The organism is Litchfieldella anticariensis FP35 = DSM 16096 (assembly GCF_000409775.1).
Taxonomy (GTDB): Bacteria; Pseudomonadota; Gammaproteobacteria; order Pseudomonadales; family Halomonadaceae; genus Litchfieldella; species Litchfieldella anticariensis.
Window position 1 is genome coordinate 112,824 of sequence record NZ_KE332393.1, and the last position, 17,251, is coordinate 130,074.

At 60.1% G+C, this 17,251-nt stretch carries 15 protein-coding genes and 1 other RNA gene; 7 read left to right on the forward strand and 9 right to left on the reverse strand.

From position 1 onward, the window contains the following. Positions 1-31: 31 nt before the first annotated feature. Both L861_RS18940 and L861_RS18945 read left to right on the forward strand, forming a co-directional pair. Positions 32-1,171, forward strand: a complete 1,140-nt coding sequence (locus tag L861_RS18940) for a murein hydrolase activator EnvC family protein (protein ID WP_016418262.1) — start codon at positions 32-34, stop codon at positions 1,169-1,171. Positions 1,172-1,267: 96 nt separating this feature from the next. Continuing rightward, on the forward strand, positions 1,268-2,548 hold the full coding sequence (locus L861_RS18945) for a S41 family peptidase (RefSeq protein ID WP_016418263.1): 1,281 nt from the start codon (positions 1,268-1,270) through the stop codon (positions 2,546-2,548). Positions 2,549-2,597: 49 nt separating this feature from the next. Here the strand turns inward: L861_RS18945 and L861_RS18950 are convergent, their stop codons facing one another. The 4 genes from L861_RS18950 to L861_RS18965 all read right to left on the reverse strand — a co-directional run bounded on the left by L861_RS18950 (position 2,598) and on the right by L861_RS18965 (position 7,274). Next, on the reverse strand, positions 2,598-3,815 hold the full coding sequence (locus L861_RS18950) for a UbiH/UbiF/VisC/COQ6 family ubiquinone biosynthesis hydroxylase (RefSeq protein WP_016418264.1): 1,218 nt from the start codon (positions 3,813-3,815) through the stop codon (positions 2,598-2,600). 233 nt (positions 3,816-4,048) lie between these two features. Next, entirely contained in the window at positions 4,049-5,254 is a 1,206-nt protein-coding gene (ubiH, locus tag L861_RS18955; protein ID WP_016418265.1) for a 2-octaprenyl-6-methoxyphenyl hydroxylase, read from the reverse strand. Positions 5,255-5,360: 106 nt separating this feature from the next. Beyond that, positions 5,361-6,698 (reverse strand): Xaa-Pro aminopeptidase, encoded by a 1,338-nt coding sequence (gene pepP / locus L861_RS18960; protein WP_016418266.1) that lies wholly within the window; start codon positions 6,696-6,698, stop codon positions 5,361-5,363. A gap of 9 nt (positions 6,699-6,707) precedes the next feature. After that, the gene (locus tag L861_RS18965) at positions 6,708-7,274 is read right to left on the reverse strand and encodes a UPF0149 family protein (RefSeq protein WP_016418267.1); all 567 of its coding nucleotides are present in this window, start codon (positions 7,272-7,274) and stop codon (positions 6,708-6,710) included. Positions 7,275-7,531: 257 nt separating this feature from the next. Here L861_RS18965 and L861_RS18970 point away from each other — a divergent pair, with 257 nt between their 5' ends. From L861_RS18970 to L861_RS18975, 3 genes are all read left to right on the forward strand, one after another. Continuing rightward, on the forward strand, positions 7,532-7,837 hold the full coding sequence (locus L861_RS18970; protein ID WP_027947579.1) for a cell division protein ZapA: 306 nt from the start codon (positions 7,532-7,534) through the stop codon (positions 7,835-7,837). Positions 7,838-7,881: 44 nt separating this feature from the next. Continuing rightward, positions 7,882-8,066, forward strand: a non-coding RNA gene (ssrS, locus tag L861_RS24300) — 6S RNA. Positions 8,067-8,131: 65 nt separating this feature from the next. Then, positions 8,132-8,767: a 5-formyltetrahydrofolate cyclo-ligase gene (locus tag L861_RS18975; protein ID WP_027947580.1), complete on the forward strand. Its 636-nt coding sequence runs from the start codon at positions 8,132-8,134 to the stop codon at positions 8,765-8,767. 425 nt (positions 8,768-9,192) lie between these two features. Here L861_RS18975 and ilvA read toward each other — a convergent pair whose 3' ends face one another. Next, entirely contained in the window at positions 9,193-10,713 is a 1,521-nt protein-coding gene (ilvA, locus tag L861_RS18980) for a threonine ammonia-lyase, biosynthetic (protein WP_269078965.1), read from the reverse strand. Between the two features lie 206 nt (positions 10,714-10,919). Between ilvA and rpiA the strand changes: the two genes are divergently transcribed. After that, a complete protein-coding gene (gene rpiA / locus L861_RS18985; protein WP_027947581.1) occupies positions 10,920-11,591 on the forward strand; it encodes a ribose-5-phosphate isomerase RpiA in 672 nt (223 codons plus the stop codon). 4 nt (positions 11,592-11,595) lie between these two features. Here rpiA and waaA read toward each other — a convergent pair whose 3' ends face one another. From waaA to L861_RS19000, 3 genes are read right to left on the reverse strand one after another with little or no spacing between them, the layout of a single operon-like run. After that, positions 11,596-12,915, reverse strand: coding sequence for a lipid IV(A) 3-deoxy-D-manno-octulosonic acid transferase (waaA, locus tag L861_RS18990; RefSeq protein ID WP_016418273.1), 1,320 nt, complete (start codon positions 12,913-12,915; stop codon positions 11,596-11,598). After that, positions 12,915-14,345: a bifunctional D-glycero-beta-D-manno-heptose-7-phosphate kinase/D-glycero-beta-D-manno-heptose 1-phosphate adenylyltransferase HldE gene (gene hldE / locus L861_RS18995; RefSeq protein ID WP_016418274.1), complete on the reverse strand. Its 1,431-nt coding sequence runs from the start codon at positions 14,343-14,345 to the stop codon at positions 12,915-12,917. Before hldE ends, waaA begins: the two co-directional genes overlap by 1 nt. Continuing rightward, positions 14,335-15,420 carry a glycosyltransferase family 9 protein gene (locus L861_RS19000; protein ID WP_016418275.1) on the reverse strand — a complete coding sequence of 362 codons (1,086 nt, stop codon included), beginning with the start codon at positions 15,418-15,420 and terminating at the stop codon, positions 14,335-14,337. The genes hldE and L861_RS19000 overlap by 11 nt, the downstream gene beginning before the upstream one ends. On the opposite strand from L861_RS19000, the gene L861_RS19005 reads away from it, so the two are divergent. Further along, positions 15,419-16,129: a 3-deoxy-D-manno-octulosonic acid kinase gene (locus L861_RS19005; RefSeq protein WP_016418276.1), complete on the forward strand. Its 711-nt coding sequence runs from the start codon at positions 15,419-15,421 to the stop codon at positions 16,127-16,129. The genes L861_RS19000 and L861_RS19005 overlap by 2 nt on opposite strands. Here L861_RS19005 and L861_RS19010 read toward each other — a convergent pair. Then, the gene (locus L861_RS19010; protein WP_021029233.1) at positions 16,121-17,245 is read right to left on the reverse strand and encodes a glycosyltransferase family 4 protein; all 1,125 of its coding nucleotides are present in this window, start codon (positions 17,243-17,245) and stop codon (positions 16,121-16,123) included. The genes L861_RS19005 and L861_RS19010 overlap by 9 nt on opposite strands. Positions 17,246-17,251: the final 6 nt, after the last annotated feature.

Genomic DNA, 17,251 nt, shown 5'->3' on the forward strand with positions numbered 1-17,251 from the left:
ACGACAGTGAGCAAGTGTCTGGAGCAACCTCTTGAGTAAGCGGCTGTGGCTAGGAATCGCGCTGTGTCTGCTGATGACGGCACCGCCTCTGGCAGCCCAGCCCAACGAGCGGGAAGCGCGTGCGCGCCTCGATACCATTGGTAGCGAAATCGAGGCGCTGTCGAAACGCCTGGACGTGACTCGTGGTGCTCGCGACGATGCTCAAGAGGCACTGCGTGAGGTGGAGACCTCGCTGGCTGCCACACACCGTCGACTGGACGAGCTACACGCCGAACGGCGTCAGCTCGACGATGAAGTCTATCGGTTGGAACAGGCTCGCCGGTCACTCGAGGAGGAGCGCCGAGACCAGGTCGAGGCGCTCGAAGGCCAACTCGAGGCCCTTTATCGCCTGGGCCTGACCCCACAGCTCAAGTTATTGCTCAATCAGGACGATCCGGCACGTCTGGATCGCCTACAAACCTACCTCAACCACCTCTCGCGAGCACGTAATGCGCGCCTGGACGAGCTGGCTCGGCTCGACGAACGCTTGGCTGTCAATCGTGCGGCCTTGGACCAGCACGCCTCACGCTTGGATGCCCTGGCCGAAGAACTGCAGCGCCGCAGCAGCGAGTTGGCTGAACAGATGGCTGAACGTCAACGCCTGGTCGCTGATCTCGAGTCCCGTTACGCCAGCGAGCAAGCGCGTTTGGAAGATCTCAACCAGGACCGCGCCCATGCCGAGCGGATCCTGCGCCAGATACAAGAGGAATTGGCTCGTCTCGAGCGTCCGCCACCCTCTACCGCCATCGAGCGTACCCAAGGCGATCTACCCTGGCCGGTACAGGGACCAGTGAGCTCGACTTTTGGTCGCGGCGAGGGTGTCAACCGCAATGGTATGGTAATCAATGCCGCCGAAGGCAGTCCGGTCAAAGCCGTGCACGCCGGTCGCGTGGTGTTCGCCGACTGGATGCGCGGCTTCGGCAACCTGCTGATCATCGACCACGGTGACGGCATCATGACGCTGCATGCTCACTTGCAGCACTTCATCGTGAGTGTCGGCGCTGCCGTGGAAAAAGGAGAAACGATTGCCGTGGTGGGCGCCAGTGGGGGACGTGACACCCCGGCACTCTACTTCGAGGTTCGGCGTAACGGCGACCCCATCGACCCCCAACGCTGGATCGTAAGCCGCTGATCCATGATGACCGCGATTCAGCAAGCTATGGATTATCGACTGTCCCAACGGCTATGCTGAATCTTCCGTATCCGTGCTTTTCCGACCGGAGTCCGCATGTCCGTCACCCCTATCAAGTATTTCCTGGCCCGGCTGCTGCCGGTGGCGCTGCTGGCCTTACCCGTCCAGGCCCAGACCCCACCGCCCGACGATGAGCTGCCGGTAGAAGATGTCCAGACCTTCGTCGAGGTGTTCGAGCGCATCAAGCGCGCCTACGTCGAGGAAGTCGACGACAGTACGCTACTGCGCAACGCCATGCGCGGCATGCTGGGCGAGCTCGATCCACATTCGGCTTATCTCGGCCGCGAGGAGTTCGAGAGCCTGAAAGAGTCCACCGAGGGCCAGTTCGGCGGCATCGGCATCGAAGTCGGCATGGAAGATGGTCAGCTCACGGTGATTTCACCCATCGACGACACGCCCGCACAGCGTGCTGGCCTGCAATCACGGGATGTCATTCTGCGTGTCGATGGCAAATCCACCGACCGCCTATCGCTCCAGGAGGCGGTCACACTGATGCGCGGTGAGCCCGGCACTGAGGTGGAAATCACCATCCTGCGCAGCGGTGAACAAGCGCCGCGCACGGTCACCTTGACGCGCGAGATCATTCGCACGGAAAGCGTCAGAAGCGAACTGCTCGAACCACGCTACGGCTATCTTCGCGTCAGTCAGTTTCAAAGTCGCACCGGCGAACAGGTGCGCAGCGCCATTGCCAGCCTGGAAAGCGAGGCACCGCTCGAAGGCTTGGTTCTCGACCTGCGCAACAATCCCGGCGGCGTGCTGCAGTCAGCCGTGGCAGTGGCCGATGTCTTCCTCGACAGTGGCCTGATCGTATATACCGAAGGGCGTCTCCCCGACAGCGATATGAGTTTCTCCGCCAGTGCCGATACTCCCGCTTCGGACGTTCCGATGGTGGTGTTGATCAACGGTGGAAGCGCCTCAGCGGCTGAGATCGTCGCCGGCGCTCTGCAGGATCAACGGCGCGCCGTGGTGATGGGCACCGACAGCTTCGGCAAGGGATCGGTACAACAGGTCATGCCTCTGGGCAATGGCGATGGGCTCAAGCTGACCACGGCGCTTTACTACACGCCCAACGGTCGCTCGATCCAGGCGCAAGGTATTGAACCCGACGTGGAAGTGGTACGTGGACGCCTGGAAGTCGCCGAGAGCAGCGAGCAATTGCGGGAAGCCGATCTGGAAGGTCACCTGCAAGGCAACGGCGAGAAACGCATGCAACAAGAAGGCTCCGAGCGTCTGCGTGAGGATTACCAGCTTGGTGAGGCGTTGAACCTGCTCAAGGCATTGAATGTCCTGGGGCAGAGGAATGCTGCCAACGGATGACCTGCGGGATGTCGCCCGACGCCAGTGCGTCGGGCGATGGCAAGACAGCTTAGCGACAGGAAGCGGGCAGTCGCCCTCGCTCTCCAATGGCCTGTCGTATCAATACTCTTTTGAGTGGTGTCAGACGATCGACCCCAGACAATCCCAGATTGCGCGCCAACTGCCACGCTGGATGGCGAGCACCGAATAGCAAGCGGAATCCATCCATCAACGCCAGCATAGTGGCGTTATCGCCACGTCGGCGCCGTGCATAGCGCGAAAGAACGCGCACATCCCCTTGGCGACCACCACGCAAGCGAGCACTCACCAACTCTTCAGCCAGCACTGCTGCATCCATCAGCCCCAAGTTGACCCCTTGACCGGCCAATGGATGAATACTGTGGGCCGCATCACCGATCAGTGCTAACCCAGGTGCCACATAATTCGTCGCGTGACGCTGGGCCAGAGGAAAGCCAACCGCCTTGTCGATGACCTCGACGCTCCCCAAGCGTCGCTCGAAAGCATGCTCGAGTTCGACTCCCAAGGCTTCGCGTGTCAAACCGGTCAGGCGCTCGGTTTCAGCGGGAGAGGTCGACCATACGATCGAGCAATAGCGATCTTCGCCATCCACTGTCAGTGGCAGAAAGGCCAGCGGCCCAGTGGGCAGAAAGACCTGGCGAGCCACGCCAGCATGAGAATGCGTCACTCGAACGGTAGTCACCACTGCGCAGTGTCCGGTATCGCGTGGCTCGGCCTCGATACTGGCCAGCTCACGCACTCGGGAGTTGGCGCCATCGGCCGCCACCACCAATGGTGCGGTAAAGGTGCGACCATCGGCGAGCGTCAGTCGTTGACTATCACTATTGCCTTGCAGCTCGGCAACACGCGCACCGAATACCTGCTCCACTGAAGGAAGGTCAGCCAGCCTGGTTTCCAGCGCCGCCAGGATGACATCATTTTCGACAATATGCCCAAGCGTCGGTACCCCCGCCTGCTCGGCAGCGAAACGGATTTCTCCACTTCCCTGGCTATCCCACACTTGCATGCCGACATAGGGCGTTACGCGCATGGCTGCCATGTTCGACCAAACCCCCAGGTGCTCGAACAGACGGCGCGAAACCTCCGTCACGGCACTGACACGCAAAGCCGGATGTCCGCGGCCGGTGTCCTGGTCCACGGCGTGAGGTCTGGCATCCAGCACGTGCACTGCCACGCCGGCCTCTCCCAACAAGGCGGCCAATGTCGCTCCTACCATGCCACCGCCCACGACGATCACCTCGGCCTGCATGCCGCCTCCTTTCGACTGTCCCGTTGCTGCTGCTTTGTCGTTTGCTGCATTGTCGCACGCCGAACGCTCTTACGCCTTCGCTCCGCTAAATCGACGAATCGACATCATCGGGTACGAGTCCAGATATCTCATAACCATCGCGCCACACATTACGTAATCACTGAAAGCCTTTGCCGGGCTGTGGTCGATTTGCCAGGCAAAAGGTCTCCTGAAGAGCTCGGTGTAAAAGTCGCCTAGCGTTCGAGGCCCATGGCGCGCCTGGCCAATGTTCTGCGCAATGGCCCGATCAAATTCAACCCCACCAATCCTGCGGCTCGGGCATGTGACAGTAATCGATGGTCAATGCCGAACAGTCGGATCAGGCCGTCGCTGAAGCGAATCACGTTGTGGCGATCAGCCTCGCGGCGGCGCTCGAAGTCTCCAAGCGTGACCATACTGCCGGGAGGGTGTCCGTGTACCAGTCCCGCTTCCAGGGCCGCCACCAGATCCATCACGCCCCGTAGCGCCAGGTTGAACCCTTGGCCTGCCACGGGATGCAAGGCATGAGCAGCATTCCCCAATACCGCCAATCCCGGACGCGTCGTCTCTTCGGCAGTTACCAACGACAAGGGATAGGCGTGGCGCGCCCCGACTCGCCGGAAGCGCCCTGCTCGGTCCCCAAAGGCTTGCTGCAACTCGCGTAGAAAATCACCATCGCCGAGCGCTAGCCGTGGCTGCTCGTCACCGATGCGATGGGTCCAGATCAGCGCCATACGATTGCCGGTCAACGGCAGCAAGGCAATCGGCCCCTCATCGGTGAAGCGTTCGTAAGCCATTCCATGGTGGGGGCGACTGACTTCCAGGTTGGCGATCAGAGCGACCTGAGCATAAGGGGTTTCGCGGCTGGCAATCCCCAAGCGCTCCTTGAGCCCCGAACGGCCTCCATCGGCCAGCACCGTCAACCCGGCCTCCAGCAGACTGTCATCGGAAAGCCGAAGGCGATATCCGCCAGGCACAGCGGTGATATCCTCCACCTTGGCGGGACAGTGCCAGCGCAAGGGTAGGGCAGCGAGCCGTTCGTGCAGTACATGCCCCATCCAGGCATTGGGGATCACGTAGCCCAAGGCCTCCGTATGCAGCTCGGCGGCGGAGAGTCGAGTGACGCCAAGCCGCCCACGTTCGCTGACATGGATGCGATGGATAGGCTCTGCCTCCTGGGCCATCGACCCCCATACATCCAAGCGTTCGAAGTGTTGCCGTGAGCCTTGGGCGATGGCGCTGGCCCGGGCATCGAAGCTGGGTTGGTAACCATCTGAGTCAGGATTCGTCAGCAATGGCGCGGCCTCGATCACCGCCACTTCGAGGCCACGGCGCGCGATCGTTGGCGCCAAAGCGGCACCCAGACTGGCCCCCACGAGCCCACCACCGATGATGGCAATATCCACCCGTCGTGACTGCATTGATTTCCATCCTTGCTATCGGTGGCCTTCGGTTCGAGGCCTTCGATATTACCATGCCTGAAATTACGTATTTTACGTAATGACGGTTCGTTCGCTTCTCGGGTGATCAATTCTTGCGCATCAAGGCCTCGATATCCTCAACGCTCTTGGGTACTCCTTGCGACAGTACCTCATGCCCCCCAACGGTAACGGCAACATCGTCCTCGATACGGATACCGATCCCACGTAACGCCTCGGGAATATCATCCTCGTCAGGAATGTACAGCCCAGGCTCCACGGTCAACACCATACCGGGAGCCAAGCGCCGAGGTTCGCCACCGTGGCGATAGCTCCCAACGTCGTGTACGTCCAGCCCCAGCCAGTGAGAGGTGGAGTGCAGATAAAAGCGTCGATAGCTCTCTTCCGAGATACAGTTCTCCACATCCCCCTCCAGCAAACCCAGTTCGATAAGCCCGTGAGTCAGGTCGCGTACCACGCCATCATGGAGCTCGGCCAACGTGGCACCGGGAGTGACAGCCGCGATGGCGCGTTCCTGGGCGGCCAGCACGACTTCGTATACCGCTCGCTGGGTGGCGCTGAAACGACCATTGATGGGGAAGGTGCGGGTAATGTCACCGGCATAGAGGTCGAACTCGGCACCAGCATCGATCAATACCAGTTCGCCATCTCGCAGCAGGTCGCGATTTTCGATGTAGTGCAGCACGCAGGCATTGGCGCCACTACCAACGATACTGGCATAGGCGGGCCCACTGGCTCCGTGCCACAGGAATTCATGCTCCAACTCAGCTTGCAGGTGATACTCGTGCAGCATCGGGCGCACGGCCTGCATGGCACGGCAGTGAGCACGCGCCGAGATCTCGCCAGCATGACGCATCAAGGTCAGTTCGGCCTCGCTCTTGATCAGACGCTGTTCATGAATGAAAGCACAGACATCGACGAAGCGGGTGGGGGCCATGGCACCGCGTCGCTGCTTGCCCATCAGCTCACTGCGCACTTGTTGGGCCAATGCCATAGCCGCCTCATCATCGAGAGGCAGATACAGCGACTGCCGACCATCCAGCAATCCGCTCAATCGCTCGTCTCGCTGGGCATTCTCGAATGCCTCGTCGATGTCATATTCTTTCATGGCACCGGCTGCCCCTAGACGAATCCCGGTCCAGGCTTCGAGGGCCGGGTCTTTGCCCTGGCAGAACAGTACCGATTCACCGCCTTCGCGCCCCGGCAACAACAGCAGTAGGGCGTCCGGCTCAGGAAAACCGGTCAGGTAGTGGAAATCGCTGTTCTGGCGGAAAGGGTGGTCGCTATCGCGACTGCGCGTCACCAGCGATGCGGATGGCAGCAATACAGCACTGTCAGGGGGCAGGGCAGCCATCAATGCCTGGCGTCGCGCACGGTACTCGTCCAGCGCGATTGGTTCAGGACGTGGCAGGATGTCACGGGACATCGGGACTCCTTACTCCGGTGGTTGTTCGACCTGGGGTTGGCCAGGGTGTTGTTCGGTGTAGAGCAGCATGGCAGCCATCCGCACGTGTTCCGTCAGGGCAAACAGATCATTCTCGTTGTCACTGCTATCGTCGAGTTCAACATCGATCGCCGCCAAGGCTTCGAGATCCTCCACGGCTTCACGTAGATTGGACGACCAAGCCTGACGGATGTCCGCATCGACTTCCGCCAACACTTCGAGAAACCCCAGGGTCCACTCTTGCAACCCCCGCGCACGCTCGGTCAGTGAAAACAACTCGTCGGGCAGCAGTGGCTCGTAATTCAGTTCGGCTGCTCCCAAAGCCTCCAAGTTTTGACGGCGCCAGCCGAGCAGAGCTTCGGCGCTGGCTGGATCCCGGGGTTGTTCGACACCCAATGCGGCGCAGACCTCCTCCAGCCAAGCCTCGGCACCGATATCCCTCAATGCCAACTCGGCGGTGAGACGGCCGTCGAGAAAAGCCGGAGATTGCAGGCTGCCATGCACCAGAAAGACATCGGCGATAGTGGAAAAATCAAGACGCTCGTTGATCAAAGACATGCAGCTTTCCATGGATTCGATGGATGTACCCGACGCCCGGTAATGGACGCTCATCTTGCGCAGCTTCCACCCCTGCTCTGGGCATGGCGGACATCGAGTGCGTTGACCGCTCGTGAACGGCCCTCGTATAGTGAATCGATACCCCGACATTCTAGGCGTTGGGAGAAGCGTCGGCGAGCATCGCCCGCTCGTGCAGCGCTTCGCTCAACGCCAGGGGTCATGCAAAGGAAAGCCTCATGGCCCGCCAGGAGCCCGTCATGACCGACGACTCACGACCGACGACTACCGAAATCACGTTATTGGGGCGTAGTTATGTCATCGCCTGCCCCCCGGACGAACAGGAACAGCTCAACCGAGCCGCTCGTTATCTCGATCGCGCCATGCATGGTATCCACGCTCGCGGCAAGGTGCTAGGAGCCGAAAAGATTGCCATCATGGCGGCGCTCAATATCACCCATGAGCTGCTGCAGGTTCTGGAAGAACGCAAGGAAAGCGAAGCCACCTTGGCGCGCTTGAACGAGCGCCTCGAGAGAGCCTTGGGCAACGATGCTTCGTCACGCTGACAATCGGCGCTTTGGCCAGCCGGCCCGCTCTGTTACGATACCCCTGTTCCCTGGAGTGTGCGCCAGTCGTTATCGTCCCTCGAGCCTATGCGCAGTACCCAGGGGGCCAAATGCTAGACAGACCCGTGTGCATGTCCGTGCGACGGAAAGCCTGACGGTCTGTCTGCGGCCACCCACCTTGAACCAATGGGTTCAAGGGCCAGAACGACAGCGGCACTCTGGGGAACTCTTCACCTACCGCGACGGACCATGCCTGATTCCATTCCTTTCGACATACCCGCCGAATGGGCGGACATGCCCGAGATGGCACGACGTCAGGCACTACGCCGTGCCTTGCGCAAACGCAGACGGACACTCAGTGCCACCCGGCAGCGCGAAGCTTCCCTGAAGCTATGCCGCCGCTTGCGCCAATTACCGGAAGTCCGGCGTGCACGTCGCATTGCTCTCTATCTGCCCAACGACGGCGAAATCGATATCACACCACTTATCGCCTGGTGCCGGCGCCGCGGTGCACGAGTCTATCTACCGGTATTGCAGCCCCTGACCCATAATCGCTTGTGGTTCGTACACTATCAGGTCTCAACCCCCATGGTGCGCAATCGCTTCGGCATCAGCGAGCCCGACACCCGCCATGGCGCGCATCGTGCCCGACGGCTACCGGCATGGGCTCTCGACCTGGTATTGCTGCCACTGGTGGGATTCGATGACGCAGGCAGGCGACTGGGCATGGGAGGTGGTTTCTATGATCGTAGTTTTGCCTTCACTCGCGGTTCAGGACCTCGCCCTCATCTGATCGGGGTAGCCCACGAGATCCAGCAGGTCCGTGCACTGCCCACCGCTTCCTGGGACGTTCCCTTGGATGCCATCGTCAGTGACACCGGCACTATTCGACCACGAAAGGCTGGCCGATCATATAAAACCGGCGAATGATCGCTCATTCGCCGGTGTTGAGGAGGTTCTGGTCATGACACTGACGTGTCATGGCGCCCTGCGATTTGTTTATTCGAGACTAGCTACCCACCAGGGCTTGTGCATAGCCGGTTGCCACCACACCAATGCCGAAAACCAACACCAGTGCCATGACCAGATCGGGCTTGCGTTTCATTGCCTGACTCCGTAGAGCTCGTTGTTATCGATAGCGGTAAGTGTCGCCCTCTGGCGACTCGCCCGACTATAGGCCTAAGTCGATTGAATGACAATATCATACAGCCGTCTGTTACATAATGAAACGCTTGGCACAACCTGCCTACGGAGTAAGTTTGTACTTACTCCGTAAGAATGGGCCCTAGAAAGTTCTGAAGGAGTCGACCAGCGGCATCAAGCACAAGGCGCGTAATCATTCACTCCGCTCTTCCTTAAGCCATGAATAGCCTATAGGCCGGATTATCCGATTCCTTCCAGTAGCGATAGCCGATCTTGTCGAAATACTCCTCGACATGGGTGCGATCGCCATTAGGCACCTGCATGCCCACCAGCACACGACCATAAGCCGCGCCATGGTTGCGATAGTGGAACAGTGAGATGTTCCAGTCGGCCGGCAGATGGGTCAGAAAGTTCATCAGGGCCCCGGGGCGTTCAGGGAACTCGAAACGATAGACTTCTTCGTCAAAGAACTGCTTGGGACGACCGCCGCCAAGATGACGGATATGCAACTTGGCCAGTTCATTGTCGGTAAGATCCTCTACCGGATATTCGCCTTCACGCAGCTTGTCGATGACCGCTTGCCGATCCTCTCCACCCGGTTTGACCTGAACACCAACGAAGATATGTGCCTGTTCGGGATCGGCATAACGGTAATTGAACTCAGTGACCATACGCTTGCCGATGGTCTTGCAGAACTTCTTGAAGCTGCCCGGACGCTCGGGGATGGTGACCGCCAAGATCGCTTCGCGTTGTTCGCCCAACTCGGTACGCTCGGCGATGTGTTGCAAGCGGTCGAAATTGGTGTTGGCTCCCGAATTGATGCACATCAGGGTTTCGCCCTGGGCACCGGTCTGCTGAATGTACTTTTTCAACCCGGCCAGCGATAGTGCCCCGGAGGTTTCCGATACCGCCCGGGTATCCTCGAAGATGTCCTTGACCGCGGCACACATCTCATCGGTGTTGACGGTGATCACGTCATCCACAAGACCGCGGGCAATGGCGAACGGCACTTCACCGATCTGCGCCACGGCGACGCCTTCGGCGAACACCCCGACCTGATCGAGGATCACTCGCTTGCCAGCCTCGAGCGCGGCCTTGAAACAGGCGCTGTCCTCGGCCTCGACGCCGATCACCTTGATATCCGGTCGCAGGTACTTGATATAGGCGGCCACCCCCGCGATCAGACCACCACCGCCGACTGGCACGAAGACGGCATCCAGGCGTCCACTGTGCTGGCGCAGGATTTCGACGCCGATGGTGCCCTGGCCGGCGATCACATCGATGTCATCGAAAGGGGGTATGTAGGTATAGCCGTGCTCGGCGATCAATTCCTGAGCATGCGCCACCGCGGCGGAGAAAGCATCACCCTTGAGCACCACCTTGGCGCCCCGGGCACGCACCGCCTGGACCTTGATCTCTGGCGTAATGCGCGGCATGACGATAACAGCCTTGACCCCCATCAGCTTGGCTGCCATGGCCAGCCCTTGAGCATGGTTGCCAGCCGAGGCGGCGATGACGCCCTTGGCCTTCTGCTCAGCGGTCAATTGCGTCATCTTGTTGTAGGCGCCGCGTATCTTGAACGAGTAGACCGGCTGCAGATCCTCGCGCTTGATCAGAATTCGGTTGTTGAGCCGCCGAGACAGAAAGGATGCCGGTGAAATCGGCGTTTCCCGGGCCGCATCATAGACCCGGGCCTGGAGTATCTTCTTGACGGTATCTTCGAGCATTCTGATGTTCCAAGGCAGGGCACGGGCAAGCCGTGCGCGCAACGACAGGTTGGCATATCAACCAAAAGTTGACAAAACCACTATTGATAACAGACCGGCAGCGACTTCGTCCAGCGCTGTCGCCGTTCTCCGGACGTCGCATCGTCTACAGATCGATGCCCCTGATCTATAATGAGCACCCGATGTTCACCGACCACAACCAGGACCCTGTCATGACCCAAGACGAACTCAAGGATGCCGTTGCCGCCGCCGCCATAGACGAGATCCGCCCCCGGCTCGATCGCGACACCATCCTGGGAGTCGGCACCGGCTCTACCGCCAACCGGTTCATTGACCGCCTGGCCACCTTGCGCCATGACTTCATGGGCGCCGTAGCCAGTTCCGAGACCACCGCCGAGCGCCTGCGCGAACATGGCATCGAAGTCTTCGAACTCAACAGCGTCGGCACAGTGCCATTCTATATCGACGGTGCCGACGAGATAGATCCACAACTGCACATGATCAAGGGCGGGGGGGCGGCACTGACCCGCGAAAAGATCGTTGCCGCTTGTGCCGAGCGATTCATCTGTATCGCCGATGCCTCGAAACGAGTCACCACCTTGGGAGGGTTCCCTCTGCCGGTGGAAGTGATTCCCATGGCCCGCTCCTATGTGGCTCGCGAGATCGTCAAGCTAGGGGCCGACCCGGTCTACCGCGAAGGAGTAGTCACCGACAACGGTAACCAGATTCTCGACTGCTACGAGTTCATGATCAGTGACCCGGTAGCCATGGAAGCGCGACTTAATGCCATTGTCGGCGTGGTCACCAATGGTCTGTTCGCTGCCCGTGGCGCGGACGTGCTGCTGCTGGGCACTGAAAACGGGGTCGAGCGCTTCGAAAAGTGAGCGCTCACTTCGGCGGTAGATATTGGTCTATAGCCTCTAATGTCTTGACCAACGCCCCTCGATTGGCCTCTACCACCGCCTGCCCCGCATGGGACAGGCGCTGGCATTCCGGCTCATCCCCCAACAGGCGCACGAGCTCCTGTGCCAACGCCTCACCATCCGCTACCTCGACCAAGGCGCCTGCCTCACGTAGCGTCTCGGCCACGTCACTGAAATTGGCAAGCTCGGGGCCAGTGACTACCGGTGTCCCCATCGCCGCGGGTTCGAGCAGGTTGTGGCCACCCACCGGCACCAAGCTACCGCCAACAAAGGCGATATCGGCCGCCCCGTAAAGACACAGCAATTCTCCCATGGTATCGCCCAGATAGACGGCTGTCTGGAGCTCAGGCTGCTCGTTCCAGGAACGCCGCGCCACTTTCATACCGTGGTCGCGACAGAGCTGCGCCACGTCATCGAAACGTTGGGGATGGCGGGGCACCAGGATCAATAAGGCTTCTGGAAGAACGTCGCGCACTCGGGCATGGGCCAGTAGGAGCTGCTCATCTTCTCCTGGATGGGTCGAGCCAGCAATCCATACTGGCCGCTCACCCCATGAAGTATGTAAGCACTTACTTCGCTTAAAAAGCTCGTCATCGACCATCAAGTCATACTTCAAAGAACCGACGACGGTGATCCGGTCATGGGGCATACCCAACATCCGAAAACGTTCGGCATCGGACTGAGATTTAGCGGCCAGCCAGTCGATACGCGACAGGGCATCCTGAAACAAGGGCAGAAACTTGCGATATCTCTCAAAGGCACGGGGCGAGAGTCGTCCATTGACTACCGTCACCGGCACGCCGATACGCTCACAGGCATGCAACAGGTTGGGCCATAGTTCGGTTTCGAAGAAGATCGCCAGGCGAGGACGCAACTGCGCCACGAACCGCCACGCGGCACCAGGAAAGTCCAAAGGCACGAAGTAATGCTTCACTTTGCCTTTAGCTCCATTCTTTCCTAGCGATTCAGCCAGCGCGGAGGCTCGTTCGGCCCCCGTAGCGGTCATGGTGGTGAGTACCAGGCACTGGCTGGGATAGCGTGCCACCAATGCCTCGATCAATGGCCTTGCCGCCTGGACTTCACCTACCGACGCGCAATGTAACCAAATAGCATTCCCCGCAGTGGGGGCATCCGGAATTCTGCCTAGCCGCTGCCAGCGAGAGTAAGCGAACACTTGCTCACGCCATACGCGTCGCCAAATCAGTGGCGAAAGAGCATAAAGTGCCGCGGAATAGAGCCAGCGTGCCCACCGGGCTCGATGCCGCGATGCTTCACGAGCCTTCATCAGCGCTCACGGTCGAGAATGGTAGCAATCATCGCCGTGGTGGACACGCCATCCTCGAACCCCAGCACTTTGACCTCACCGCCATTGGCGATCACCGCCTCGCCGCCAGCGATATCTTCGGGACGATAGTCGCCGCCCTTGACCAGGACATCGGGCAGCACCGCCTCGATCAGCCGTGCAGGCGTATCCTCGCTAAAGGGCACCACCCAGTCCACCGCACCAAGGCCCGACAACACTTGCATACGACGGGCAAGGGGGTTGATCGGTCGCTTGGGCCCCTTGAGACGTGCGATGGACGCATCGTCGTTGACGGCTACGATCAATCGGTCGCCAAGCTGATGGGCATGCTCGAGATAGGCCACGTGACCGGCATGCAGGATATCGAAACAACCATTGGTCATTACCACCCGTTCACCACGCGCCTGGGCGGCTCTCACCGCCTCCACCAAGGCCGCTTCCTCGATCGCCCCGAATTCGGCCAGTTTATCACCATGCAGAGCCGTGTAGAGTTCAGCGATGGAGAGCGTGGCGGTGCCTGGCTTGGCAACTACCAGACCCGCGGCGAGGTTGGCCAGTGTCATGGCTTCGGCAAAGCCATGGCCGGCGGCCAGCGCCAGCCCCAGCACGCCGATCACAGTATCGCCGGCGCCGGTGACATCGAACACCTCGCGGGCACGAGTCGGCAGGTGCAATGGCGCATGATCTTCACGGATCAGGGTCATGCCTTTCTCACTGCGAGTGATCAATAGCGCTTCCAGATCCAGCTCGGCGCGCAGCGCTTCGCCCTTTATGGCAAGTTCTTCATCATCGCGGCAAGGTCCGACCACGGCCTCGAATTCGGTGAGGTTAGGTGTGATCACGCTGGCACCGCGGTATTTGGCGAAGTCTCCACCCTTGGGATCGACTAGGACCCGCTTGCCAGCGGCACGAACCATGGCGATCAGCGCCTCGACACGATTGAGGGTGCCCTTGCCGTAGTCGGAGAGGATGACCAGATCGACCCCTGACAAGGCCCGTTCGACACGTGCCAGCAGGTCTTGCGTATCCACGTTACCGAGCCCTTCCTCGAAGTCGAGACGAATCAACTGCTGATTGCGGCTCATCACTCGCAGCTTGGTGATGGTAGGCACCACCTCGCTGCGCTGGAAGTGCGTCTTCACATTGGCATCTTCGAGCCTGGCAAAGAGAAGATCGGCATTGGCATCGTTGCCGACCAGGCCAGCCAACGCAACATTTGCCCCCAGGGCGGCGATGTTCAGCGCCACGTTGGCAGCGCCGCCGGGGCGATCCTCGGCCTCGCCAACCTTGACCACGGGCACGGGGGCCTCGGGGGAGATGCGCGAAGTGCCGCCATGCCAGTAGCGATCAAGCATGACGTCGCCCACCACCAATAAGCGGGCCTGTTCCAGGGCAGTAAGATCAAGTTTCATCGGCAGACTCCGACAACAGGGTATCCAGACGTTCGATGACGTCTTCGGCATGGATCAATGACATGGCATCGGGGTGCCGCACACGCTGCCCCCAAGGGATCTCGTCGACTTCCTTGTGCAGGTAAGTGCGCACTGCCTCGGGGTAACGGTTCACGGCCATATGGCGCCACAGAAAGGGGCCGGCACGGTCGGGGTTGGTAGTGGCATAAAGGCCAATGGTTGGGGTGTCCAAGGCATTGGCCATGTGAACTGGCCCAGAATCCGGGGCGATTGCCACCCTGGCACGCTCGATAAGTGCCAGCAACGTCTTGAGCGAAACCTGGCCGATAGTATCGATGGTCGCCTCTGGCGGCACCAAGGCGGAGATACGTGCGCCCATCTCACGCTCCTTGGTGGAACTGCCGCCAGTCAGTACGGCTTTCAAGCCATATTGGCTCCACGCATGATCGATGACAGCGGCATACCCTTCAGCCGACCAGTTGCGGAAATTGCGTAGCCGAGGGTTGGCACAGGGACTGATGAGCAGGTAAGGCTCCTCACCTGTCATCCGAAGAGCCTCATCGTAAGCTTCATCGGGAATCGGCACCCCCCATTCGGGACGCTGCGACGTAATGGTGGGATCCACGCCCAAGCGCCGGGCAAAGTCCATGAACGACTCCAGCACATGGGCCTGGGGATGTGACGCAAGGTGATAGCGCGTGAACCAGTGCTGCCAATCCTTGGCACGCGCCTTGTCATAGCCGATCCGGACCTTGGCCTTGAGCCCCAGCGACAATATGCTGGCGCGTAGCGATTGCTGCATGTGCAATAACACATCGAACCGGGTATCGCTCAATCGCCTCCAGAGTTCGCGCATCCCGGCCAACCCCGAGCCTTTGTCGTAGACGATGAACTCGACCCCGGACAAGCCGGCCAGTAGACTGTGCTCGCCCTTGCCGATGATCCAAGTGATGCGCGCCTGGGGCCATTGGCGCTGGAGGGCCCGTACGGTGGGCACCAGATTGCAGACATCACCCAGCGCGGAAAGTCGCAGCACACAGATGCGCTCGGGATGGGCAGGCAGAGGATGCTTCATGCGTTTGACGAGATTCCAAAAGGGAAAGGTTTTCATTCTATATGATGCGCACAGTGTATGTGACGCCACTGGTCGGCCACAAATTGGACCGGAAACCTTCACTCCCGCCTTCTGGCAAGCACGTGATGCAGTAACCGGTGTAGCCCCCGGGCGCGGCTCGAGCCTGTTCGTCCAGGCCGGTAACGAAGATTGGGTCTTGCGGCCCTACCGACGCGGAGGCCTGGTGGCGCGCTTCTGTGAATCGCGCTATGTCTGGACGGGCGCTGAGCGAAGCCGTGCCTTTCGCGAATTACGCCTCACCGCTCATTTGCATGAACAGGGCCTGCCGGTTCCCCGACCCATCGGGGCCTGCGTATGGCGCCATGGGCTGGCCTACGAGGCGGCACTTATCACCGTTCGTTTGCCCGGAGCCAGAACCCTGGCCGAAAGCCTTGCCCAAGCTGACAACGCCTTGCTGGAGCGCATCGGCGCCACCGTTCGCCGCTTTCACGATGCAGGCCTTGACCATGTCGACCTCAATGCTCGCAACCTGCTCATCGATGCCGATGATTGCCCGTGGATGATCGACCTGGACCGTTGTCGCTTACGCCGACCTGGTGCTTGGCGCGAAGCCAACCTCGAGCGCCTTGAACGATCGCTGGCCAAATTTGGTGCCGCGCAGGCCATGACCGCGATCCGCCGCGGCTATGGGGTGTCGGCTTCAAGCTGATTCATATTCGGCAATCAACCTCTCGACATGAGCGCCAAGCGTAAAATCGTTGCGGGCAACGAGGCAGGCCTCTCGCCCCAAGCGCTCACGCAAGGCACCATCTGCAACCAGCTCGGCCATGGCTTCAGCCCAGGCACCAGCATCGCCGGGCGGCGCCAGACGCCCACAGCGGGTCGTAAGTAGTTCTGGAATGGCCCCGCTATCAGCACCGATCACCGCTTTTCCGGCGGCCATGGCTTCAATCACTGTCAAGCCAAAGGCTTCGTTGCGTGAAGGCACACAGACAATCTCCAACGCCTCGAACACGCGGGGCAAGTCACGTCGAAAACCCGCAAAACTCACGCAATCCGCCAATCTCAACGACACCACCAGTTTCTCGAGCGTTTCGACATAAGGCACGTTGGCCCCATCGTCGGCACGGGTTCCCCCAATGATCACGCCGTGGAAATGCCTATCGGGATAACGGTCACGTAGCACTGCGAGGGCTTCGAGCCACAGCTGCTGCCCTTTACCCAGCGTTAAACGGCCCGGTAAACCGATGGCGACCGCCCCTTGCGAAATGCCAAGTTCCGCACGTAAGGCCTCACGTGCGGCCTCATCGAGCACCGGCAGATAGGGATCGGGGTCGATACCCAGATAGAGGCGATGGATCCGCTCTGAGGGCAGGGGAAAGGCCTTGAGGTTGCGTTCGCGGGTCGCTTCGCTAATCGAAAACAGCCGGGTGAGCTTACCGTAGGCCCAACGGTGATAGAGATCCTTCTTGGGACGTGTAACTCCCATATGATCGGTGAAGAATAACCGGAGCCCGGGTCGCAGAGTCTTCAGCAGAGCCCCCAAACGCAAATCGCTGGACTTGTGACAATGCACCACACGGATATCGTGGCGCTTGAGATAACCCAAGATACCCATCGCCTCGACCAACGCTCGCGCCCGCGAAGCAACCGTCAAAGGCTCGATCCCCGCTTCCTGTAGACTAGAGGCGACTCTCGAACCGCTCAACGCCAATCCATGCACCTGCCACCCCTGTCGACTCAGCTCAGGTATAATCCGTGACGGATACATTTCCAGACCGCCCCAGCCACTCGAGAGACAGATATGTAGAACCTTGGAAGGCAAGGGAAC